The sequence below is a fragment of the Acinetobacter sp. 25-47-122 genome, assembly GCF_056779695.1.
Window position 1 is genome coordinate 110,538 of the sequence record NZ_JBWYIJ010000011.1, and the last position, 22,557, is coordinate 133,094.

The 22,557-nt window shown below is 37.3% G+C and carries 22 protein-coding genes and 1 pseudogene; 2 read left to right on the forward strand and 21 right to left on the reverse strand.

Annotated features, from left to right (window positions below):
* Positions 1 to 2 precede the first annotated feature (2 nt).
* From AC1M9P_RS11535 to AC1M9P_RS11610, 16 genes are all read right to left on the reverse strand, one after another.
* Positions 3 to 746, reverse strand: a complete 744-nt coding sequence (locus AC1M9P_RS11535; RefSeq protein WP_228143120.1) for a class II aldolase/adducin family protein — start codon at positions 744 to 746, stop codon at positions 3 to 5.
* On the reverse strand, positions 736 to 1,737 hold the full coding sequence (locus AC1M9P_RS11540) for a ketopantoate reductase family protein (RefSeq protein WP_481587678.1): 1,002 nt from the start codon (positions 1,735 to 1,737) through the stop codon (positions 736 to 738). The genes AC1M9P_RS11535 and AC1M9P_RS11540 overlap by 11 nt, the downstream gene beginning before the upstream one ends.
* A 38-nt stretch (positions 1,738 to 1,775) precedes the next feature.
* Complete coding sequence (locus AC1M9P_RS11545; RefSeq protein WP_481587679.1) at positions 1,776 to 2,549, reverse strand: ABC transporter ATP-binding protein; 774 nt, start codon at positions 2,547 to 2,549, stop codon at positions 1,776 to 1,778.
* Positions 2,546 to 4,348, reverse strand: a complete 1,803-nt coding sequence (locus AC1M9P_RS11550) for a branched-chain amino acid ABC transporter ATP-binding protein/permease (RefSeq protein WP_092767697.1) — start codon at positions 4,346 to 4,348, stop codon at positions 2,546 to 2,548. The genes AC1M9P_RS11545 and AC1M9P_RS11550 overlap by 4 nt, the downstream gene beginning before the upstream one ends.
* Complete coding sequence (locus AC1M9P_RS11555) at positions 4,345 to 5,382, reverse strand: branched-chain amino acid ABC transporter permease (RefSeq protein ID WP_035266350.1); 1,038 nt, start codon at positions 5,380 to 5,382, stop codon at positions 4,345 to 4,347. Before AC1M9P_RS11555 ends, AC1M9P_RS11550 begins: the two co-directional genes overlap by 4 nt.
* An 88-nt stretch (positions 5,383 to 5,470) precedes the next feature.
* Positions 5,471 to 6,610 (reverse strand): ABC transporter substrate-binding protein, encoded by a 1,140-nt coding sequence (locus AC1M9P_RS11560; RefSeq protein WP_481587680.1) that lies wholly within the window; start codon positions 6,608 to 6,610, stop codon positions 5,471 to 5,473.
* 38 nt (positions 6,611 to 6,648) lie between these two features.
* On the reverse strand, positions 6,649 to 7,884 hold the full coding sequence (locus tag AC1M9P_RS11565) for an OprD family outer membrane porin (RefSeq protein ID WP_481587681.1): 1,236 nt from the start codon (positions 7,882 to 7,884) through the stop codon (positions 6,649 to 6,651).
* A 226-nt stretch (positions 7,885 to 8,110) separates the two neighbouring features.
* Entirely contained in the window at positions 8,111 to 9,073 is a 963-nt protein-coding gene (locus tag AC1M9P_RS11570; protein WP_180028234.1) for a p-hydroxyphenylacetate 3-hydroxylase reductase component, read from the reverse strand.
* A gap of 49 nt (positions 9,074 to 9,122) precedes the next feature.
* Complete coding sequence (locus AC1M9P_RS11575; protein WP_481587682.1) at positions 9,123 to 10,076, reverse strand: PDR/VanB family oxidoreductase; 954 nt, start codon at positions 10,074 to 10,076, stop codon at positions 9,123 to 9,125.
* 30 nt (positions 10,077 to 10,106) lie between these two features.
* On the reverse strand, positions 10,107 to 10,844 hold the full coding sequence (locus tag AC1M9P_RS11580) for an SDR family NAD(P)-dependent oxidoreductase (protein WP_481587683.1): 738 nt from the start codon (positions 10,842 to 10,844) through the stop codon (positions 10,107 to 10,109).
* A 9-nt stretch (positions 10,845 to 10,853) separates the two neighbouring features.
* Positions 10,854 to 11,339: an aromatic-ring-hydroxylating dioxygenase subunit beta gene (locus AC1M9P_RS11585; protein ID WP_092767687.1), complete on the reverse strand. Its 486-nt coding sequence runs from the start codon at positions 11,337 to 11,339 to the stop codon at positions 10,854 to 10,856.
* A gap of 10 nt (positions 11,340 to 11,349) precedes the next feature.
* On the reverse strand, positions 11,350 to 12,627 hold the full coding sequence (locus AC1M9P_RS11590) for an aromatic ring-hydroxylating oxygenase subunit alpha (RefSeq protein WP_035266339.1): 1,278 nt from the start codon (positions 12,625 to 12,627) through the stop codon (positions 11,350 to 11,352).
* A 30-nt stretch (positions 12,628 to 12,657) separates the two neighbouring features.
* Positions 12,658 to 13,194, reverse strand: coding sequence for a nuclear transport factor 2 family protein (locus AC1M9P_RS11595; protein WP_481587684.1), 537 nt, complete (start codon positions 13,192 to 13,194; stop codon positions 12,658 to 12,660).
* A 10-nt stretch (positions 13,195 to 13,204) separates the two neighbouring features.
* Positions 13,205 to 13,564 carry a hypothetical protein gene (locus AC1M9P_RS11600; protein ID WP_035266405.1) on the reverse strand — a complete coding sequence of 120 codons (360 nt, stop codon included), beginning with the start codon at positions 13,562 to 13,564 and terminating at the stop codon, positions 13,205 to 13,207.
* A 24-nt stretch (positions 13,565 to 13,588) separates the two neighbouring features.
* Positions 13,589 to 14,746 (reverse strand): acyl-CoA dehydrogenase family protein, encoded by a 1,158-nt coding sequence (locus tag AC1M9P_RS11605; protein WP_481587685.1) that lies wholly within the window; start codon positions 14,744 to 14,746, stop codon positions 13,589 to 13,591.
* Complete coding sequence (locus tag AC1M9P_RS11610) at positions 14,743 to 15,876, reverse strand: amidase (protein WP_481587686.1); 1,134 nt, start codon at positions 15,874 to 15,876, stop codon at positions 14,743 to 14,745. Before AC1M9P_RS11610 ends, AC1M9P_RS11605 begins: the two co-directional genes overlap by 4 nt.
* Before the next feature lie 138 nt (positions 15,877 to 16,014).
* Here AC1M9P_RS11610 and AC1M9P_RS11615 point away from each other — a divergent pair, with 138 nt between their 5' ends.
* The gene (locus tag AC1M9P_RS11615) at positions 16,015 to 16,482 is read left to right on the forward strand and encodes a MarR family winged helix-turn-helix transcriptional regulator (RefSeq protein ID WP_092767678.1); all 468 of its coding nucleotides are present in this window, start codon (positions 16,015 to 16,017) and stop codon (positions 16,480 to 16,482) included.
* A 30-nt stretch (positions 16,483 to 16,512) separates the two neighbouring features.
* On the opposite strand, the gene AC1M9P_RS11620 is transcribed toward AC1M9P_RS11615, so the two are convergent.
* The 5 genes from AC1M9P_RS11620 to AC1M9P_RS11640 form a co-directional block, all read right to left on the reverse strand.
* Positions 16,513 to 17,499 (reverse strand): 3-hydroxybutyryl-CoA dehydrogenase, encoded by a 987-nt coding sequence (locus tag AC1M9P_RS11620; protein WP_481587695.1) that lies wholly within the window; start codon positions 17,497 to 17,499, stop codon positions 16,513 to 16,515.
* On the reverse strand, positions 17,490 to 18,605 hold the full coding sequence (locus AC1M9P_RS11625; RefSeq protein WP_481587687.1) for an NAD/NADP octopine/nopaline dehydrogenase family protein: 1,116 nt from the start codon (positions 18,603 to 18,605) through the stop codon (positions 17,490 to 17,492). Before AC1M9P_RS11625 ends, AC1M9P_RS11620 begins: the two co-directional genes overlap by 10 nt.
* Positions 18,606 to 18,693: 88 nt before the next feature.
* A complete protein-coding gene (locus tag AC1M9P_RS11630) occupies positions 18,694 to 19,686 on the reverse strand; it encodes a helix-turn-helix transcriptional regulator (protein ID WP_481587688.1) in 993 nt (330 codons plus the stop codon).
* Positions 19,687 to 19,722: 36 nt separating this feature from the next.
* On the reverse strand, positions 19,723 to 21,069 hold the full coding sequence (locus AC1M9P_RS11635) for a spinster family MFS transporter (RefSeq protein ID WP_481587689.1): 1,347 nt from the start codon (positions 21,067 to 21,069) through the stop codon (positions 19,723 to 19,725).
* A gap of 167 nt (positions 21,070 to 21,236) precedes the next feature.
* Positions 21,237 to 22,127, reverse strand: coding sequence for a LysR family transcriptional regulator (locus AC1M9P_RS11640; RefSeq protein ID WP_035266330.1), 891 nt, complete (start codon positions 22,125 to 22,127; stop codon positions 21,237 to 21,239).
* Positions 22,128 to 22,241: 114 nt separating this feature from the next.
* Between AC1M9P_RS11640 and AC1M9P_RS11645 the strand changes: the two are divergent.
* A pseudogene (locus AC1M9P_RS11645) lies at positions 22,242 to 22,557 on the forward strand (muconate/chloromuconate family cycloisomerase); the annotation flags it as partial.

Genomic DNA, 22,557 nt, shown 5'->3' on the forward strand with positions numbered 1-22,557 from the left:
AACTAGTGTTTGTTTTCCTGCATTTTTCGAACCATCGCATTAAAAAACTTATCTGCGAAAGCACTTTCTTGAATTAACATTTGAGTTAAGTCTGCACACTTCTGTTTTACGATATGATCTAATTCAACATCGTCACCACGCATTGAATCCGCTTGGCATTGTATTTCTGCCGCTCGTTGAACTGTCCAGAGTAGGAAAAAAGCTTTTTCAATCGTACTCTCTCCCACAGCTACACCATGATTTCTAAGTACCAGAATGTGATGATCACCTAAACTTTTGATCATTCTTTGTTTTTCTTCTTCGAATAGGGTAATGCCTTCAAAGGCATGATAGCCTACCCGACCATATAACTGCGCACCATAAAAATTGTCATTTTTAAAGCCATCTTTCTTTTGTGCAATGGCACTGATTGGTGTGGTATGTGTATGTATTAAACATCGAATATCATCACGAGCACCATGAACAGCACTATGTAAAGCAAATCCTGCAGGATTGGCATCATATTCAGAATGAATCACTTTATTACCGTTTAAATCAACTTTTAATAAATTTTCGGGTGTGATTTCCGTATAGTTCAAGCCGAAAGGATTTACTAAATAATAGTGTTCAGCTCCTGGTAAGCGCGCTGAGACATGATTAAAAATTGTTTCCGTCCAACCAAAATAATCAATAAGGTGATAACAATTCGCTAATTTAACTCTGAGCGCCCATTCAGCTTCAGACACATTCAATACATTATTTTTCATCTTCATTATTCCTTGTTCTGGCTTGTTCGCTTAAATAGACCGTTAATTCATATATAAGTTTGGATGTCGGCATCGGACATTCATAAGCATCTGCCAATTCAAATACAGCTTCTGCAATGGGTGCTAACTCTAAAGGGCGATGATTTTTGTAGTCATGCCACATTGATGTATATGTTTCCCCCATCTCTGAACCCAATTTTAAAAATGTGTTTGGGTCGATATTGATACGAGCGCCATAGCAAGCCGCAACAGCTCGAACTTCATATAAAATTTGTTGCGTAATTCGAGTTAAATTGTGATCAGAATAAATTTTACTTAGCGGAGCATCAGCCACAACCGATAATGGATTGGAGCTCAAGTTAGCCATAACCTTGGTCCAAATTTGATCTCGGATGTTCTCTACGGGTCGTGCTTCGATACTTGTATTTTCAAACAATTCAACAAGAGCATGTAATCGTTCAGTCATTTGATGACTCGGCTCACCAAAGATCAACAAATATGGATTGTCTGATTTGACCTCATTTCCATTGACACTTTGCGCTGTAATAAATACGACAGCGCCAATTAAATGTTCTAATGGAAAATGGTCATTTAAAACGCCCTGTTGATCTAAACAATTTATGCTTGAATGTTCAGAGTTATTCTCTAAACCGTAAAAATACCAAAAGGGTATGCCATTCATTAACGGCACGATGACTGTCGCGTTATGCATATAACGCTTCAGCTGAGTTGAGATTTCGTATAAAGCGTTAAACTTGGTTGCTATAAATATAAAATCCTGTTTTTCAATGCATTCTTCAGTATCCACAATTCGAGATGGATGTACTTGAAATTCACCCAGTACATCTTTTAAATGAATCCCTTTTTGCTTTAGCGTTTCGACTTTTTCCCCTCGCGCTAAAACAGTGACTTGGTGTCCTGCTAGCGTTAATCTAGCAGCAACTACACAGCCTATGGCTCCAGCACCATATACCAAAATTTTTTTTGACATCCATTCAAAACCCTGAAAAGCGTATAAGTAGTTATGTTCTAAATAGCTAATACGTCTTGATGCTTACTATTAATTCCTAAGTAACTTTCGATGATTCTTGGATCTTCAACTAAATCAGAGCCCTTTCCTTCCATTGAAAGCTCTCCCATTTCTAAGACATAAGCATAATCTGCAAGTTGTAAAGCAGCTCTAGCATTCTGCTCAACTAACAAGATAGACACGCCATGTCCTCTTAATTGGTCAATCACCTTAAAAATTTCTCGGGTGATGAGTGGCGCTAATCCCAAACTCGGCTCGTCAAGCATCAACAATTTAGGTTTAGCCATGAGTGCACGACCTACTGCAAGCATTTGTCGTTCACCACCAGAAAGTGTTCCTGCTTGCTGTGATCGTCTTTCTTTCAAACGAGGAAAAATGTCATACACTTCATCTAAAGTGCTCAAAATCTCTTTGTCTCTTTGGCGATAGCGTTGAAAAGCGCCAAGCATAAGATTGTCTTCAATAGACATTGTTCCAAATAACTCTCGTTTTTCAGGCACTAATCCAAGCCCACGAATGACCATTTGCTCAACCTGTGGACATTGCTCCACATGTCCATCGAAATCGACGTGTCCTTTAGAACCCAGCACCCCCATAATTGCAGACAATAAAGTTGTTTTACCCGCACCATTTGGACCAACAACAGAAACAATTTGGCCTTGATTAACACGCATATTAAAATTTGAAAGCGCTTCGACTTTTCCGTAAGCAACACTCAAATTATTTACTTCTAGCAGAGGCGTGCCCTCTTGATTTCCAAGCATTGTGATCATGCAGCACCTCCTAAATAAGCTTCCAATACAGCTTCATTTTTTTGAATTTCTTCTGGTAATCCTTCAGCAATTTTTTGACCGAACTCCATGACCACAATTCGGTCTGCGAGATTCATGACAAAGTCCATATCATGCTCGACCAAGAGAATCGCCATACCTTCAGCACGTAATTTAGATAGAAGTTCAGCTAAGGCTTGTTTCTCTTTAAATCTTAATCCTGCTGCGGGCTCATCAAGTAGTAATAAGCTTGGGTTCGCACATAAAGCACGTGCAATTTCTAAAATACGTTGCTGACCGAGTGCTAAACTGCCAGCTTCGACATACAAATATTCTCCAAGCCCTACACGTTCTAGTTGATATTTAGCCTCATTGAGAAGTTCATTTTCTTCAACTCGATCAAGAAGTAACATGGATGAGATGACACTTTTTTCTCCGCGCAAATGTGCACCTATGGCTGTATTTTCTAATACAGTCATTTCAGGCAAGATTTTTACGTGTTGGAATGTGCGACTTAATCCTAATTTGGCAATTTCTCTGGATGGTATGCCATTTATTTTTTTACCTTTAAATAAAACTTCACCACTTGTTGGAACATCTACACCTGATATTTGATTGAACATGGTACTTTTACCAGCACCATTCGGACCAATTAAAGCGAGAACCTCTCCAGCGTGAATTTTCAGATTCATTTCATTGTTCGCAACTAAGCCCCCAAATTTTTTCGTGATGTTCTTCGCATCTAATATCAATTCACCCTTGTTGATTTGATTTTCTACTTTGTCCATTTGAGGAATGGGGTGGATTGAAGGATATAAATCTACAGGCTTATATTTATTTGGGATCAACTTAGTAATAAATGACCAAATCCCTGATGGTGCTTTTTGCATCAATACAACAATGATTAATCCAAATACGATTGTTTCATAATGACCTTGTCCGCCAAAAATAATAGGCAAAGCATCTTGCAACCATTGGCGTACCATGGTGAATATGCCTGCACCTAATATTGCACCCCAAATACTACCGACACCGCCTAACAACGCCATAAACAAGTAGTCGATACCCATTTGGAGTCCAAAAGGTGTCGGGTTAATAAAAGTTTGCGTGTGTGCATAAAGCCACCCTGAAATTGATGCAAAAATTGCAGCAATCACAAAGATAATCATTTTTGCTCTAAACGTATTTACTCCCATAGACTCAGCCATTACTTGTCCGCCTTTCAAAGCGCGGATTGCTCGACCCTCTCGAGAATTTAAAAGATTTTTTGTCAAAATAATGGCAATAAATACAATGAGCCATATGAGGTAGAACATTTTATTGCCATTATCAAAGGCAAATCCTGCGATAGAGATAGAGGGAATATTCGAAATTCCAGAATGCCCACCTAAAGTTTCAATGGTCGAAAAGAAATAATAAAGTGAAATGCCCCAAGCGATCGTACCTAAAGGCAGATAATGCCCTGAAAGTTTTAGTGTTAAGCCACCCACCAAAATCGCAGATGCGACTGTAATGACTATTCCGAGCAGAAGTCCAAACCAAGGATTGCCACCTGTCCATGCGAGGAAACTTGGTAATTGTTCAGTCACAGTTAAGTAAGCAGTTGCGTATGCGCCAATTCCTACTAAGGCTGCTTGACCAAATGTAGTCATGCCTCCAACGCCTGTCACCAATACAAGACCTAACACGACTAATGCATTTAGACCAATATAGTTCAATAAAGTGACTTGATAGGTCGGTAAAAAAAATGGGCTGATGAATACAATTAGCGCAAATATAAAGAAATAAGTTTTTGATTTCATTCTTCATCCTCCTCAACATGACGAGTTGTGAGTGATTTCCAAAGTAAGAAAGGAATAATTAATGTAAAGACGATGATTTCTTTGTAATCACTTGCCCAAAACATGGAGAAAGACTCAATAACACCAACAATCACGGCACCAATTGCTGCGACTGGGAAGCTGATTAGTCCTCCAATGATTGCTCCTACAAATCCCTTCAGACTTAAAATAAATCCTGAGTCGTAATACAGGGTTGTGATCGGTGCAATTAAAATGCCTGATAAGGTTCCGATAAATGTAGCTAAAACAAAAGTCAGTTTGCCCGCAAAAATTGGAGAAATACCCATGAGCTGTGCACCGACTCGATTGACAGCGGTTGCATGCAATGCCTTACCATAGAGTGTTTTTTCAAAGAAATACCAAAGCACTAAAATCATCACAAAGAATGAAACGATAATGATCAAAGTTTGACTGCTTAAAACAAGAGTCCCAATTTCAAAGCTTTTATCACTAAATGGTTGTGTTTGAGCACCATTTGGACCGAATATCACGAGTCCTAAACCGACTAATGCCACATGAACCGCTATCGACACGATCAATAAAACTAAAGGTTTGGCTGCGACTAAAGGTTGAAAAAAAGTGCGATACATTTGAGGACCAAGCGGTGTAATCACAGCCAAAGTCAATAAAACTTGAATTGGCATTGGAAGCGTCGCTAAAGGTAGTGTGTACATCGCGATAACGATCAAAGAAATATAAATCAATGACGCAATAAAAATTTTGATATTAAATATTTGATTTTTAAAAAATTTAGCGTATAAATCCAGACTTGTATTGACAATAAAAAACGCAACGACCAGCCAAACTATTAAGCTTGGAATACCTGCTTGAATGGATGCCAAAGTCAATGCACCAAATACAGCAAATTCACCCAATGGAATAAGTAATATCCGAGTGACAGTAAAAACTAAAATGATACATAGCGCTAATAATGCATAAATAGCACCACTGGTAATACCATCCTGCCCCAAAATTAACGCGATATTTAAATCCATAACATCTTCCTACCCTTTTTTGAGGATGAATTTACCTAGAGCGATATATGCATATCGCTCTGAGTTTATTTATGATGAAAAGCTAAATTTACTTCAGTAGTTTCCACTGACCATTTTTAACAATGATCATTTCACGCCCACGCTTGTCAAATCCACTATGATCAGATGGGCTCATGTTATACACGCCTTGAGTTCCTGCGACTTCTTTTGTAGATTCCAATGCATCACGTAGAGCTTCACGGAATTGCACGGTGCCAGGCTTTGCTTTTTTCAAAGCAGTCGGTACAGCTTTTTCAAGCAAAATACCTGCGTCATACACATTTGCCCCGAAAGTTGCAGGTGTTTGTTTATATTTTGCTTTATAATCATTGATATATTTAGTAGCAATTTTCTTAGAAGGATGTGTATTAGATACTTCATTTAAAACAAGCATTAAACTGGCAGCTAAAATCGTATTTTCTACTTTCTTGCCACCCATTTTTAAATATTGATCTAAAGCCGCACCATGCGTTTGATAAATTTGCCCTCGATAGCCTCGATCATATAAAGCAGTTTGTGGAGGCACTGCTGAACTGCCTGGTGCTGCAACTAGAATTGCCTGTGGTTTTTTACTTATGAGTTTTAACGCTTGACCAGTTAGAGAGGTGTCTTGACGTTGAAATGATTCTTGAGCAACGATTTTAATCCCATTTTTCTTTGCTAAATTCGCTAAGACTTTCCCCCAGTTTTCTCCGTACGGATCAGCAGTACCGATAAATCCTAGAGTTGTAATTTTTCGCTTCACCATATCTTGCACAAGCGCTTCTGCGATGATTTCATCATTCTGAGTGGTCTTAAACACCCATTTTTTTTGATCCGTCATTGGCATGACTATCGTAGAAGTTCCAACCGGTGCAAGAAGAGGTACTTTCGCTTTAGCAATCGTCCCAATCACAGCAGAAGCATTTGGTGAACCAGAAGGACCAATGATTGCATCAACTTTGTTTTCTTTAATTAGTTTCTCGACAGCTTTGACAGATGCTGTAGGATCACTCGCATCATCAAGAGAAATATATCGAACGTTCTCATTACCAATTTTTTTAGGTAATAAAGCAACTGTATTTTTTTGTGGTATACCTACCATTGCTACAGGTCCGGATGATGATGTCACAACTCCAATCGTGATATCAGCTTGAGCATAAGTGGCAATTGCGATTAAGCTTGTTGATAATAATAATTTTTTAAACATCATATAATCTCCAGTTTGTCCATTAACTGTTTATGTAATTAGAATTTATAGCTATATGTAGTAATGATTCGATTTTCAACAAAATCATTACCATTGGTTGTTCCTGCACCATATTTAGTAGTCGTGTCGATATACCTCCATTCTATACCCAACCCTTTAAAAGACCCTTCTGGAACGGTGTAGCCGACAATGAAATTAGCTTCAGTTTCTTTATTATCTGGTAGGCCATTACGCTCTATGTTCGTACCATATAAATAACGCAAAGTCGTTCTTAAACCCGGCAAACCAACATTTTTAAAGTCATAAGAATAAAGTGCATGATAAGTAAGTTCTTCAGGTTTGATGAAACCTAAAGTTGACCAAGTATGTAGGAAAGGTTGAGGAGCGAATCCATCAAATGTTGGAAAATTGGTATCCCCGGAATTTTTTTGAACACCTGCAGCAAAACTATGTGAGCCATTTTGAATGTTGGCCTGAACGCCAAATGTTTTGCTATCTATGTTTCCATAGTATTTGTCACCAGCTTCACTGTTATGGAAATAACGTGCATCTAATTTGATTTTAGAGTCGCCAATTTGAGTGTTATATGCTGCATTTAAATAATGTTGGTTATAAATATCTTCCAGCTGACCAAACCAGTAAGAGCCTGAAATTTTAGGGCTAAAATTATAGTCTAAACCAACATAACTTAAACCATTACTTTCTATTCTTGCTTTACCTGGTGCAAACAAGCTTAGTTTTTCAAACTCATCATCATTACGCGCATTAATATGCGTGATTCGTCCAGCAGACAGTTTTAAATCTTGAATGGCTTTGGTTTCAAATGCCGCACCAGCATATGTTGTCACCAACTGACGTGAATCATCAATAAATGCAACAGGTGTTTTTGGCGAAAGTTCCCCAACTAATAGCTCAGAATCTTTATATTTCAGCTTTAAGGTTGCACCAAATTTATTATAACTACGTTCTTGCTCATTTTTTATGGGATCAAATGGTAAGATCGAATCAGACCTTTCAGCATTATGATTTGATAATCTTAGTGCGTAACTTGAAGTCACGTCAAAACCCACCTGAATGGGTGTATTGGTATAACCTGAACTAAACTTTAGACCTAATGCTTGTGACCAACTACCAACATCAGGCTGTGTTGTGTTATTTCGATCAATAAAGAAATTTCTTAAATTTATTGTCGTTTGACTATCTTTTACCAAGTCCGCATAAACTGCTGTATTACAGCAAATTGCTAGTATTGCAAATGTAGGTAACTTTTTCACTCAACTTCCCCTTAGTTTTTTACTGATTTTCTCACTCAACCCTGTTTAATTTTTTCTATTCAGCTATATGAAATTTCATATATTCAACCCAATTCTTTTCCAATTCCATAGAAAATTCAATTTTCTTTTAAGTATATTTATATACCTTAATTAATAATTAAATCCCTTTTAAATCTTCATAGATTGAAAAAAAGGCCAAATGATCTAACATTTAGCCCAATTTGATTTAATGAATACCCGCAATATCTTTTAGAATGGTGATAAAGGTATTCTTTTCTTGGTCACTGTATTTTGCAAATACTTCATTTTGATGCTCATCAGCTATATCAAATAAATAATGTGCGGTTTTTTTACCTTTATCCGTTAATTGGTAGAATTCTTCTGTTTCGACTAGTAGCTCATCCTTCTTAAGGATTTCCGCTGCTCTTTCTATTTCTCGCATAGGCATTGCTATATCACGTGGTAAATCATCTTTGCATGAACTTGCACCACTGCCTAGCACTAAAAGCATTCGAGCTTCACTCGTTCTAAAACCTGTGACTAATTGCTTTGGGATGTAATCATTTTGATAAAACTTGAATGCTCGACTCATGAGATAGGCAACATTATTATATAAGTTACCTTGATATAGTTGACCCAAATCATCAGTTTGGACTGGATTTGAATCTTTAATTCTTAACATTGGGTGTGGTGTTACTGCTGAGTACGCACCCTGGTGATATACTAATGGACTACGACCTTCATCTTGAAAATTAACGACCTTTCCAATAATAATCCAGTGATCCCCGCCTTCTACAATTTGAAATAATTCACATTCAAAAACAGCAGAGCAATTTTCCAGAACTGGAGCATTACCTACACCCAAACGGTAGTTTGCTCCTTCGAATTTATCAATATTGCGTTTAGCAAATTTATTCGATACCTCGATTTGAGATCCAGATAAAATATTGACTGCAAAATGACTAGAGTTTTTAAAAACTTCAAAACTGGTCGATTTTTTATCAATACTCCACAAGATTAAAGGTGGGTCTAATGAAACTGAGTTAAAACTATTGGCAGTTACACCCACTTTTTCACCTTGCGCATTTTGCGCTGTAATAATGGTAACCCCAGTTGCAAAATTACCGAGTGCTCTGCGGAATTTCATCGGATCAATAGCTTGTTCTTCCGATTTTTGATAACTATTCATTCCCTTCTCCTGAATCCCAAAATGACCTTCCATGATGGCAATTCAACTATTAAATATCTAAAACTAATCTCGGTGTTTTTGATCGAGAACAACACACTAAAATCTGCTCATTACTTTCTTTTTCTTCGTCAGTAAAGTAGACGTCTCGATGATCGGGTTCGCCTTCAAGCACATCACACATACACGTTCCACAAACGCCTTGTTCGCACGATAAATCGACTTTAATCCCTTCTCGCGCTAAAGCTTGCAGAATAGTTTCCTCTGGAGCTACTTGAATCGTTTTACCACTTTGTTGTGCAACAACTTCAAAACTAGCACCACCTAAATCAATATCTACCTGAAAATATTCTTTATGTAATTGATCGGAACTAAAACCCTTAGACTCAGCAAGATTAATAATCCAATCCATAAATCCATTAGGACCACAGGTATATAAATGTGAATCTTTGGCAATATCTTTCATTGCGTGATCAAAAAATTCACGATGATTTGCACCATCATCTTTAAAATGGAAAGTTGTATAACTCGCTAAGGGACCTTGCTTTATTTCATCTACAAATGCAGCGGTTTGTTTGGAAGCTGCACAATAATGCAATTCAAATGACTTATCGTTATTTAATAAATCATAAGCCATGGTAATTAACGGTGTAATCCCAATACCACCACCAACTAAAATGCTGTGAGATGCATCTAACAATGGGAACAAATTTTTAGGATGGCTGACTTGTAGTTGCATCCCTTCAAAGATGTCATTAAACGCCGACAGTGACCCCCCTCTTGATGCTTCGTCTTTTAAGATCCCTAGTCGAAAAACACCTTTTAAACTAGGATCTTGACATAGAGAATACTGACGGATTAACCCATTAGGCAGGAATAGATCGATATGTGATCCAGCTTCGATTTCAGGTAATGGAGACTCAGTTGCTGAAATTAAATCTAAGACAACAACATTTTCCGCTTCTACTGATCTTTTATTTACTATTACGGAGTATTTTTCGTTCATAGTTTTCCCCCTTTATGACTAAGCCAATGCTTAGCGCATAAATAGTCCTCCGTTAATATCCCATGTTGCTCCTGTCACAAAAGCTGCTTGTGGGGATGCTAACAAAGCACAAGTTTCAGCGATAAAACTCATACTGCCTAAAGCCTTGACAGGAATGTTATTGATAAACGCTTCCATTTTTTCATCTGAAACAACGCTGTGTACTATTGGAGACTCCATTGGTCCTGGTGCTACGGCATTTACCGTCACACCTTTAGCGGCAAATTCTTTTGCAAAAATTTTAGTCAAAGTTACGATTGCCCCTTTTGAAGCTGCATAATGCGCTCCCGTTGCAGTACCACCATTCTGACCAGCCAATGAAGCCATGTTGATAATTCGACCAAAGCCTTTAGATGCCATATATTGACCAATAATTTGGCATGACTGAAAGGTTCCTCGTTGGTTGACTTGTGTCACCCAATCAAAATCACTCGCAGTGATTTCAAGGACAGGAGTTGCTTTAGTTACTGTGGCGTTATTGATTAAAACATCCAACTTGTTGAAATGAGTTTCAATCCAACTCACTGCTTCTCTAAAGTCCTGCTCTACTGATATATCCAGTTTTAAGGGATACATTTGCGATGGATACTGACTCTCAGCTTTAGCACTTTCCGCTTTTTCTAAGGTACTTGCAGTTAAAATAACTTGATGCCCTTGTTCAGCAAAATATTCAGCAATCACATTACCTAAACCAGAGGCAGCACCAGTAACCAAAACAACTTGTGACATGGTCACCTCCTATAGAATGTAACTGATACCAGCTAAGGTATCTGTCGAATTGACTAGATTGATAATTTTACGGTCTATTTTGAGTTCGCCATTCTCTTGACGTATTAGCTCATAAATCACATCAGCAGTGTAATGACGCAAATTTTCTTTGCGGAACTCTCTTAAATTTTGTGCACAGCGTAAAATTATCTTGTGATCAGTTTCTTCAATAATTCGCACACGTGACAGGCTACGAACAGTATTGGCCTTGGGAGCTGTCGAGATTGCTTCACCATTTTCTAAACGCTCTACACGTAATTGACGCATGTGGTGATTGTCATATGCATAGTTCAAATGGTTTTCGTAATCTGTCAATGATGGATCAATTGGAATGATGTATTTGCCATTTTCATTCCATAAATTTAACCATGCTTGATACTCTGAATGATCTAACATGTCAGCTTCAGCCCAAATGAATGCTGTTACTTCGTTCAAAAGATTTAAATTAATTTTCATGCTCTTCCCCTTAAGCCGTCATCAACTTTTTCCATTGTTGGTAAGCGCCACGCATGCCTGTTTCAGCACTCACGTCACTCTTCAGACCATCTTCAGTTTTGACTTCTCCTGGTAAACCACGGTTCAACATGATCCAAAGATCATTGCCCGCATTTGCACCATGCTGTACACGCTCCCAAGCTTCCGCATCATCTGGCGTACCAAAACCGAAAGGACCTTGGAAATGTTCATGTAGACGTAGGCGATATTGGTTGGCAATTTGTGGTCCACCATCCATCGTAATCACTGAGTGGTGAATTTCAGTTTTATCTACCGCTAATGGTTGCATTACACGGAAGAACGCCATAGAACATGCAATGTTAGGGAAAATATTTAAGTTAAAGCCCGAACCACCGACAGCACGGCAAATTCGACGAACTTCAAGTTCCTCATGACCTTCTTCACGCAGCGCTTGGGCAAGTTCTTCAAAACGCTCTTGGATTGGTCGCTCCATCAACTCTTCATCAAGATCTACCAGTTCTGGAATCATCACCATCACGCTGTGACCATTTCCTAGATCTTCAACATAGCCTGGTTGATTTTCAAAGTTGAAAAGCTCTTCTGTTTTTTCGTCTACAGAACTTAAGAATGATTTATGAACTAATGGGAAATGATACGCGTCAGTTGTATTTTCCAACTGAATCTTCCAGTTACCTGGGAATGTAAAACGATGTTCACCTAATACTTTGACTGGATAACCTGCGCCTTGCTTCATGAATAGATCAATCCACTTTTTCGCAGCACCTAAAAAGTCTTCTAATGGCTCAATATCGTCTTTGAAGGTCGCAAAGATCATGCCGTTATATTCTTCTACACGTAGGCTGATCAGTGGAAATTCAGATTTGTCTAAACATTCACCATAACTTTCAGGTGAAGGAACGCCACGCAATGTACCATCCAAAGCGTAACTCCAACCATGATATGGACATACAAAGCTATTTGTTTTGCCTTTTTTATGCTCACAAACTGTAGCAGCACGATGGCGACAGCGGTTGAGTAAAACGTGGACTTTTTTCTTACGATCTCGTACAGCCACTACAGGTTGTTTACCAATATTAATCGTTTTATAACTACCAGCATCTGGAATTTCACTTGCATGAGCAACCCAAACCCAAGTGCTGTAGAAAATTTTTTCCATTTCATCTTCAAAGATTTGTGCATCTTTATATAAAGAGGTATGCACTCGGTCACTTTGAACTAATTCATTGTAATCAATTTCAATATTTTGAACTGGTATTGCACTATTCATCATGTATTCCCTTATAACTGTTTATGCAACTCAACCGACTAAATTTGATTGCGGTACTGGTAACTCATCATCACTGGTCCAATGCGTTACTGGTCGACTGAAAATATTTTCTGTTTGGAAGTGTTTGATTTTCCAAATGCCATTATTTTGTTGCTTAAAACGGATTGTCAGTTTGGCTGCATTCAAGTGGCTTGCACCCGTTTTGAAAGTTGATGTTTGCAACATCAACCAGTGACCAACAGCCACATCACCATCAATATAAATTTGTTCAGAATTCACAAAATGTGCATTCATAACAAAATGCGTGTCCTTCAGCGTGTATGTTTTAAACATGTCATATACTGCCTGCCAAGACTCAAGCCGACCAAATGACTGGGCGTATTTTTTCCCTACCCCCTCCCAAATACACTCACGATCAAATAAATCCATCAGCGCTTCTAAATTTGTGTTTTGATTAAGTTCATCACAAATTTCCATATAGCGATTTAGGCAATTACGAATTTGATTCTGCGCTTCCAACTGTTGAAGACGTTGAAGAATGCTTTTGAGTTCATTAGAGTCGACCATATCGATATCCTTATCGTTGAATAATTAATTCACGACCAACTCTTGCTTCAACTTTGCAATACTTCCAAAGTTTATATGGACCTTCTCCGACCACAGTCGTACGGAATAAATTACATGCAGCATGAACTGTTTCAATATCAGGTACATCAGCCAATAAATAGGTTGTCCAAGGCCAACCCGTACTTGCACCTACCATGCTTTGATCATCATCTAAGTTGCCGTATACATGCACGCCAGGTAAATCATGGATACCATTCCACATTTCACCAAATGCTGCCCACACTGCTTTTGCTTCTGCTGGCTCTGCATCAAAGAAGTTTTGGTTAATACCCATACAGAACAATACGCGTAATGATTTTTTAGCTTCCATTTCGATTTCCTTCTTTTCGGTCATTTATAAATATCCAGGTGTCGGATTAAGCCCAAAGCTCATCGCACCAGCATTTTGTAAAGTTGCATCACCCATAAATGCATGCTGTGTAACGACATTCGTGTCATTCACAAAGCGACTAAATGGATGGTTGGTATAAATGGCAGTCATGCCAGCTAACATTTGCATTTTGCGGGTGACCTTTGCACAGACTCTTGCCGCATGTGTACAAGATAGACGCATATCACTAATTAAATGTGGCGCAGGTTTTCGTCCGTTGAGTACTTCTTCCCATACAATATCCATGGTGTTGTAGAACCATGTTCTTGCAGCTAGGAACTCAGCTTCAGCTTTCGCAAATTCGTACTGAGTGATAGGTCGATTAGCAATTTCTGCACCTCCAGTAATCGACGACTTACCTGGAGCTAATTTTCTAAATTCTTCCAATGACGCCGAGGCTACGCCAATTCCGACTACGGTAAGGACTTGAGTCGCCAAAGAGAGGGATGGATATTTGAAAAATGGTTCGCTGAGTTTAGATGGCTCACCCCGAACAAAAGTCCAATGCTCAGGTACAAGTACATTATCGACAATGAGATCGTGACTACCTGTGCCTTTTAAACCTACTGTATCCCACGTCATTTCAATTTTAGCTTTATGCGCTGGTAAAACAGCCATACGTGGTAAGCCATGAGATTCATTATCTTTGATCGGGGCAATGCCTACACCAACGATATCTGCACCTTTACAACCACTTGAGAATTTCCAACGGCCTTTTACAACTAAACCCTCATCGGTCACTTGAGCAGCTTGCGGTGGAAAAATTCCACCAGCAAAAACGATATCTGGGCCATTTTTATAAAGTTCAGAAAGTGTCTCTTCAGGTAAACTCCCAAGATAAGCTGGGCTCATACCAAAACTTGCAACCCAACCTACTGATCCATCTGCTTTAGAAAGCCTTTCAATAAGTTCACAAAACGTACGCGGTGAAACCTCATCACCACCGAAACGTTTAGGAACTAAAGCACGATATACCCCAATTGATTTCAGTTTTTGAATAATGTCTTGACTCACGTATGCTTGTTCGTCGAATTCACCTGAACACGCTCGCTGTCTAATCTCTTGACATAATTCTTCAAGATCAATCAAGCTCTCAGTTTGATCTTTGGCTAAATTGCTCATTTGCCACCTCCTTGTGAATGCTTCGTAATATCGACAATGTGTTGTGCAATAGCACACAATTTTTCATCTTCACCATGCTTAGCAATTAATTGCATACCGACAGGTAAGCCATTTGATGTTTCATATGGAATCGTGAGCGCTGGATGGCCCGATAGATTGAATGGTCGCACGAGCTTAGTTAAATTGAGGAAAGCAACAGTATTTTCAGCTTCGTCTAATTTAGGTGGAAATTGAGGTAGTGTCGGCAGTATCAAAACATCAACATTGTTGAGTAAATCATTGATCTGCTCTGTGAATTGAGTTCTTATTAATTCAGCATTTTCTACATCTTTTTGAGTGGTTTCAGATGCTTTTAATAAACGCTGCTGAACATCATTGGCTAGAAGTCCAGTTTGAGTAAGATCATGATATGCACCCCAAGTTTCGTAATTAATGATCGACATACCTGCTTGATATGCCTCATCAATATTGTCTATGAATAGATTTTTTTGAGGTAAATCAATTTTTGTTAACTCAGCATCTAAGACACGCCAAATTTCAGATTCCGCTTCGACACGTAATTTTCCTAATTGAATCTGCTGTAGATCGATTTGGATTTCGTTAAATGTAGGATCAATGATCCGCATAGCAAGAATCAGATTGTTGATATCTGATGCGAATGGTCCGACGCAGTCTAAAGTGGTATCTTTTGGCCAAACACCATCACGACTTACACGACCAAATGAAGGTTTTAATCCATACACTCCACAGCAAGCGGCTGGCATACGAATTGAGCCACCAGTATCCGTACCAATACTGAAGTCCGCTATATCTGCCGCAATAGCTGCAGCCGAACCACTGGAAGAGCCTCCAGGAATAAGTTGCGGATATTTAACATTTAAAGGTGTTCCGAAGTTTTTGTTTACTCCAGTTATACCGAATGCAAGTTCATGAAGATGAGTTTTTCCAATAATTTTGCAATCACTGCTGAGTATATTTTTTATAATTTCAGCGTGTGAGTTTGCAGGGCATGCTTCAACGCGCGCCTGAGTTCCAAGTGTCGTCACTTCATTTTGTATATCAATTGAGTCTTTAACCACGACTCTAATTTTTCCATCTCCTAAAGAGAGACTTCTAGATATAATATTCAATTCACTTTTCCATGTATTTTTATACTCAACATCAATATCTGAAAAATTAATGTATTTGTCAAGTTATTTTGAAATAAAATAATCTTTGTCTTTTTTCTTGTATAATCAATTATATTTTTTTAAGTTTAATTGCTGCTCATGTTAAAAAATTTTGAAAATTATTTGCCAAATAACGATCCCAAAAGTTTGGAAAATTTCCCATTTTTTTGGATATCTCAAGTTAATGGTAAGTATTCCCAATTGATTGATAAATCTTTAAAAAAAATAGGTCTCGATAATACAAAAAGAAAAATCATTTTGAGTACAAATGCTCTCGGTGAAGCCAATATCACTGAAATAGCAAATTTAGCAACAATCAAATTAACAACTGCAACTAAGGCAATCTATAGATTAGTCGAAGAAGGTATAGTTGAAGTTTTCTCATCCCCTCATGATGAAAGGATTTCTATGGTGAAGCTCACTGAAAAAGGATATGGTCTTGTGGATGAAATTAATCAGATCAATCGTGTTACTTTAGCTGGTATATTAAATTCTTTTGATGAACAAGAACTTGAGTCACTAAATTTACAATTAAAGAAAATATTCAATTTAATGCCAAATAGGTAAAAAGACTAAAATCTTTTTACCTACTAACGCTTATTTCATAATTTCATATTGTGGAATAAGCTGATTAAATCGCAAATTTTCAGCGAATTTTGATATGACATTTAGTTTATATTGATAAATATCCATGCTTTCATATTTGTAAAAACCTGATAGTTCTCTAATGCCATTTCTATTTTCCCTCATATTTTTTTTGATAATATCAGGGGCTTTGTAACGCTCACCAAGTTCTTCTCTCAAATACTCTGAAGCATGATACAGAATATCTCCTCCACCCCAATCGATAAACTCTAACATTCCTAACACTGAAAAACGCAAACCAAAACCTGTACGAATCGCTTTATCAATATCCTCAGCACTTGCTACGTTTTCTTCAACCATTCTCGCTGCTTCATTCATTGCCAATGCTTGAATTCTTGGAACAATGTATCCAGCAACTGCATTACAAATCACAGGGACTTTACCAATTGCCTCAAGTAATGTTTTTAGTTTTTCTACTGCTATATCAGCAGTATGCTCCGATCGGCTTAGCTCAACTAAAGGCATTAAATACCCAGGATTAAGCCAATGCGCATTAACAATACGTTCTGGATGAGAAATTAATTTTGCTATATCAGTGACCAAAAAGGTCGAAGTCGTTGATGCTACAATACAGTTTTTAGAAATTAAGGGTTCTAACCACCGAAAACAATGTTGTTTATGAGTCATTATTTCAGGTACACCTTCAATAATTAATTCACAATTTTTCCAATCAATAGTTTGATTATCTTTGAAATAGAAATGAATTCTTTCTTTTAATACTTTACATTGATCATTCACTAACATCCCGATATGTTCTAAGAGATGCAACTCTTGGTCGAGGCTGTCATTCCATTTTTGCAGAAATTCATTTTTTTCTGCTGAGTTTCGATCTTTTACATCTACAAGTGCAATCTCAATTCCTGCATATGCGAATGCGATCGCAATCGCATTACCCATTCTACCTGCACCTACAATAATAATATTTTTAATCATGCAGATTGCTCTCCGGAGTTCAACAGGTGTTTTAATTGTTGCTGTGTTAAATCAAATAACCCTAAATTTTCAAGAGTGCGACCCTCACTATACAAATCCCTACCAGTAATTGATGATGCGATATTCAGAAGCCCTTCAGCAATCGGCGTTTTGACTCCAACATACTTACCAACCGATACAATAAATGACAGGCCTAATCGTGTGTCTTCGAGCATATACCGATGTGAATGTAAATCTATTTTCTCGCGCCAATCGCCACTGTCAGTCAACTTACCATGTGCCCCCCTACCATACATCCACTCATCTCCTTCACCCTCTTTATTGTAATGATCTGCGAGTGGGAAATGCTGTTTCGAGTATCCCAATGCTTCACGAATATTCATTCGCTCTTGATCTAATAAGCTCGTTACTCTCCTCACTGAAGGTTGAGTACCTTCATTATGAATATCCCATACATCAAAATGTTCTAAAGGTGCAGCATTGAGCATAATTAATGGAGGATGAATAATGGGTCCTGCATTCATTAAAGCTCCACTCAAAGCATCCTCTATAGGCTCGATGCTGTCATAAGCTTGCTTTAATACTCTAATAGCATGATCTTTTAATTTTGCTGGATAGACCCCAGTAGGCAATCGCGTCGCATATACACTAATCACGATAGAATTCGGACTATGTTTTCTTACTAAATATGGCAAAGTACCCGTTTCAGCAAAAGCCACGTCAGACTTATTTCCAACTTTAAGCATTGCTTGAGCAAATAGGTATGTTCCAAAAGTACCTGGGGGTAAAAATACGACTTGACCAGATGTTAAGTAGGGTGCTATTTCAATCGATAAATCTTCATGGCTTGTTGCGGGTAAAGGAATAATAATCAATTCAGCGTTTTCAATAGCTTTGGATAAATCAGTTTCAAGTTGGATTTTTTGATGTTCATCCCCAACAGATACTGTTCTAGTGCCACGAAAGTCTTTTACAGTAAGCTCACCATATTTCGCTAATTCTTTTAGTGAATCTCGATCTCTTCGCCATAATTTAACTTCGTGATTTTTTTCCGCCATCTCCACTGCTGATGCATAACATCCATGTCCACCGCCAAGAACCGTGATTTTCATTTTCTTCCCTTACATATTTATTGTGTATTGTGATAGTAGGAAAGATTCTTCCTTTTACTCGCGTCAAAAAGCGGTGCTGCTATTCGAATTACGAATTTATTTCTATTAATTTGTTTTGTTTCACGGTTTCTGAAGGCGTGCATCCATAACGTTTTTTATAAAGCCGAGTAAAGTGTCCAAAACTTCTTACACCATGAGCATTGAAGATATCAATTATAGGCTGATCAACCTGAGTGTGTTTAAGTTCTTGATGAACTCGGTCCAATTTGATTGATGTCATGAAACTGAGAGGCGTTTGGTTCAAATAGGTATTAAATCCCTTTTGAAGCGTTCTTACCGAGACTTTTACAAGCCTCGCAACTTCCTCAATCGAGATTGCTTCCATATAATGTTGCTCAATCAAATGAGCTGCATTTTTGATATAACTTGGGATGAGTTGATATTTTTTATCTGCGATTCGTTCACTGAAATTATGTGGAATTTTGATCAGTAATAACTCAGTCAAATATGAACTAAAGCTATCAGAAATTTGCCACCAGTTTTCAATATTTGAATATGCAAAGCATAAGTAGTTCAGTGTTTCTAAAATTGAAATTCTTTCTTCAGATGTATAGGAAATGCCACTATCGAAAATAAGATTTTTTTGAGGGATATACCCCAACAAGCGATATAAAACAGTGTTGATCAACTCATGATCAATTTTTAATATGATATTTCTACATTTGGCTTGGAGTTCAATTCTATTTTCAAAATGAGGATGAGAAACTGTAAGTAATCCAGGACGTTGTTGATAAGTTGAATGATCATATTTGACTTTACATTCCCCTTCCAAATTAAATCTAAACAGATAACTTTGACACTCAGCACCAAAACTAATTTGAACTGGAGCATTGTAACTTAATTCAAATAGTGCAACTTGACCAAATGAAAACCCACTTAATTTTACTTCTAAAGATTCATCATTCAATACTTCAAATTGATGAGGGCACAAGTATTGTCCTATCACATCTTTAATCTGAAAATAATCTTTTGAAGACAATAAGTTGAATTTCTTTAAAAGTTTCAGATTCGATAAATACATGATAGGTGTACCCTCATTATTTTATTCAGACATGATTTATTTAGACTCAACTTGCAAACTATTTTCGAAGGCTTTACAACCCACTTTCAATAATACAAAGCACAATACGCATGATATTGCACCAACGATAGATATCGATGAACCGACCATTAAAGGATTTTCAAAAATACGATCCGTAATTAAAGCCACTAATGTGGTACCAATACCTAAAGCAATCAAATTACTGATGAGTAAAAAGATAGATGAGATTTGGGCACGTAATTGATTTGGCGAAAGCATTTGCATTGCTGTTGTTGAGATCGGCATTGGGAAAGAAGCGAAAAACATTGCAACAACCAACAATGTAACTGATAGCCATAATTCATTAACTTGTGAAAACAAAATCATTGGAATAATCAGACCTACAATTCCAATCACCCCCACAAACATAGGCGAATCTTTTCTGCCTTTTTGAATAAAATAATCATTCATCCAACCAGCCGAAAATACACCCAAAGTATTTGAAATCAGCAACACGGCACCCAACATATAACCCACTTCAGTAGCTGTCATATTGTAATGTCGTATGTAAAATGCAGGTGTCCAGCTAATTAAGCAAAACAATGCCATGGCATAAAAAGTAAATCCCAAATAATGACATGTAAATGTTTTTTTATGCTTTTTCAAAAATTTAAAAGTATCACTAAGCTTTACTTTTACCACGTTCCCCTGCGCATCGACCATTTGCCCTTTACGCTTAGGATCTTTAACAGTTAAAAGTACCAATATGCCAATAATGACTCCTGGTAAACCTACTAAAATAAACGCCACTTGCCATGCCTTTAACATTCCCAATAAGGGTACAGCGATAAGAGACATGTCCTTGAGTAATCCAATGACAAAACCACCTACTAAGAATGCGATTCCCCCACCAACAAAAGATCCAATCGAATATATAGCGACAGCTCGACCCAATTTATCTTTTGCAAACATATCACTAAACATTGAATAGGCTGCAGGTGACAAAGCAGCTTCACCAATTCCTACGCCCATTCTGCTCAAAAACAACTGGATAAAGTTCTTACTTAAACCACATAAAGCTGTTGCAATGCTCCAAAATACAATCCCGGCAGCAATTAATTTTGGTCTTGAGAATCGATCTGCGATATAAGCCAATGGAAGACCCATGAATGCGTAAAATAAAGAAAAAGCTAGTCCGTGAAGTAAACTGAATTGCGTGTCTGTTAAATTCAAATCTGCTTTTATCGGTTCAATCATCAAAGCCAAAATTTGACGATCGATAAAAGAAAATATATATGCAATCATGCAAAGTATTACAACATACCAAGCATAAATATCCTTTTTTTTTGCATCATTACTCTTTAACTCGGAAATTTTTCCCATCGAAATCATCCTAAATATTTTATAGATCAGCGCTATCCCTATGACAAATCCATGCCAATTTATGCTGATTTATAAAATTAATATCATTTTTAACATTATTATTCTATTTATTTTTCCATTAAATATTACATATAAATAGATATTTTATATTAATCTAATCATAAAAATTAGTTCATGCTCTTCAATTCGTCTAGATAATCTAATATTTGTTTGATGTATTCATTATTATCGATACTTCTATAGGCAACTGTAATTGGACTTTCAGCCTCATTATCTAGAATTGGTATAAATTTCAAATTTTTCATACCTATAGAGCATGCACTCTTTGGAATAATACACCCCCCCTCACCAGATGACACCATTCCCAATGCCATATGGATTTCTCTCGTCTCGATCAGATTTTGGGGAATTAAGTCAAGTTCAGAGAATATTCCTTGAACAAAAGTTGAGAAGTTTGGTTTAGGAGTATTTGGATATATATAAATATGTTCGTTGACCAATTGTGATAAATGTACTTCCTTAACATTTTGGGTCACTAATGTATGATCTTTGTGCACTGCTAAAAAAAGTTGCTCTCTTTCGATCACTATTCTTTTTATTGAAGGATCACTAATTCCTAATCGACCAAACCCAATATCAATTTTTCCCAATTTCAAAGCTTCTACCTGGTCTCTGGTTCCGCATTCCACTAATTCAACTTTTATATTTGCAATATGCTTTCTTAAATAATCAATGATCTCAGGTAATTTCCAATAAAAAAGCGAACCAACATACCCAATTCGTACCGTAGTATCTGTCACTTTATATCGATTTACCATCGATTTAGCATGTGCTGTTAAGGTCAGTATCTGTACAGCATATTGGTAAAAAAATTCTCCAACTTCAGTTGTTTTGATCGGTCTCATGCCTCTTTCAAATAATACGACACCTAACTCTGACTCTAAGTTTTTGATTTGTCGTGTAAGTGGTGGTTGTGCGATACATAATTTTTCAGCAGCTTTTGTAATACTTTTTTCTTCGACCACAGTAGCAAAATACTTTAATGTTCTTAATTCCATTGAAATTTCCTCAATCCATACTTTTTTAGTATTTTAATATACTACTTAACCTCTATTTTCAATACTTTATTTCAAATAAGGTATTTAGCATATATTAATGGAATATATTGCTGCATGTACAAAAATATTGAAACCTTGCTCGTTGAAATCCCGACGATCCGCCCACACAAGATGGCGGTCGCAACGATGCAAACTCAAACCTTAGTCCTCATTAAAATCGAAACTTCGGATGGTTTCATTGGTTGGGGCGAAGCAACCACCATCGGTGGCTTAGGCTATGGTGAAGAAAGCCCTGAAAGTATCAAAACCAATATCGATACTTATTTTGCTCCACTACTCAAAACTTTTACTGATCTCAACGTTGCTCAAATTATGCAAGTGTTGAAGAAGAATATTAATGGCAACCGTTTTGCAAAATGTGCCATTCAAA

Bases quoted from the DNA above. Each gene is read 5' to 3' on its own strand.
- AC1M9P_RS11535 (WP_228143120.1), bottom strand. From the start codon at position 746: ATGAAAAATAATGTATTGAATGTGTCTGAAGCTGAATGGGCGCTCAGA.
- AC1M9P_RS11540 (WP_481587678.1), bottom strand. From the start codon at position 1,737: ATGTCAAAAAAAATTTTGGTATATGGTGCTGGAGCCATAGGCTGTGTA.
- AC1M9P_RS11545 (WP_481587679.1), bottom strand. From the start codon at position 2,549: ATGATCACAATGCTTGGAAATCAAGAGGGCACGCCTCTGCTAGAAGTA.
- AC1M9P_RS11550 (WP_092767697.1), bottom strand. From the start codon at position 4,348: ATGAAATCAAAAACTTATTTCTTTATATTTGCGCTAATTGTATTCATC.
- AC1M9P_RS11555 (WP_035266350.1), bottom strand. From the start codon at position 5,382: ATGGATTTAAATATCGCGTTAATTTTGGGGCAGGATGGTATTACCAGT.
- AC1M9P_RS11560 (WP_481587680.1), bottom strand. From the start codon at position 6,610: ATGTTTAAAAAATTATTATTATCAACAAGCTTAATCGCAATTGCCACT.
- AC1M9P_RS11570 (WP_180028234.1), bottom strand. From the start codon at position 9,073: ATGAATAGTTATCAAAAATCGGAAGAACAAGCTATTGATCCGATGAAA.
- AC1M9P_RS11575 (WP_481587682.1), bottom strand. From the start codon at position 10,076: ATGAACGAAAAATACTCCGTAATAGTAAATAAAAGATCAGTAGAAGCG.
- AC1M9P_RS11580 (WP_481587683.1), bottom strand. From the start codon at position 10,844: ATGTCACAAGTTGTTTTGGTTACTGGTGCTGCCTCTGGTTTAGGTAAT.
- AC1M9P_RS11585 (WP_092767687.1), bottom strand. From the start codon at position 11,339: ATGAAAATTAATTTAAATCTTTTGAACGAAGTAACAGCATTCATTTGG.
- AC1M9P_RS11590 (WP_035266339.1), bottom strand. From the start codon at position 12,627: ATGAATAGTGCAATACCAGTTCAAAATATTGAAATTGATTACAATGAA.
- AC1M9P_RS11595 (WP_481587684.1), bottom strand. From the start codon at position 13,194: ATGGTCGACTCTAATGAACTCAAAAGCATTCTTCAACGTCTTCAACAG.
- AC1M9P_RS11600 (WP_035266405.1), bottom strand. From the start codon at position 13,564: ATGGAAGCTAAAAAATCATTACGCGTATTGTTCTGTATGGGTATTAAC.
- AC1M9P_RS11605 (WP_481587685.1), bottom strand. From the start codon at position 14,746: ATGAGCAATTTAGCCAAAGATCAAACTGAGAGCTTGATTGATCTTGAA.
- AC1M9P_RS11615 (WP_092767678.1), top strand. From the start codon at position 16,015: ATGTTAAAAAATTTTGAAAATTATTTGCCAAATAACGATCCCAAAAGT.
- AC1M9P_RS11625 (WP_481587687.1), bottom strand. From the start codon at position 18,605: ATGAAAATCACGGTTCTTGGCGGTGGACATGGATGTTATGCATCAGCA.
- AC1M9P_RS11630 (WP_481587688.1), bottom strand. From the start codon at position 19,686: ATGTATTTATCGAATCTGAAACTTTTAAAGAAATTCAACTTATTGTCT.
- AC1M9P_RS11635 (WP_481587689.1), bottom strand. From the start codon at position 21,069: ATGGGAAAAATTTCCGAGTTAAAGAGTAATGATGCAAAAAAAAAGGAT.
- AC1M9P_RS11640 (WP_035266330.1), bottom strand. From the start codon at position 22,127: ATGGAATTAAGAACATTAAAGTATTTTGCTACTGTGGTCGAAGAAAAA.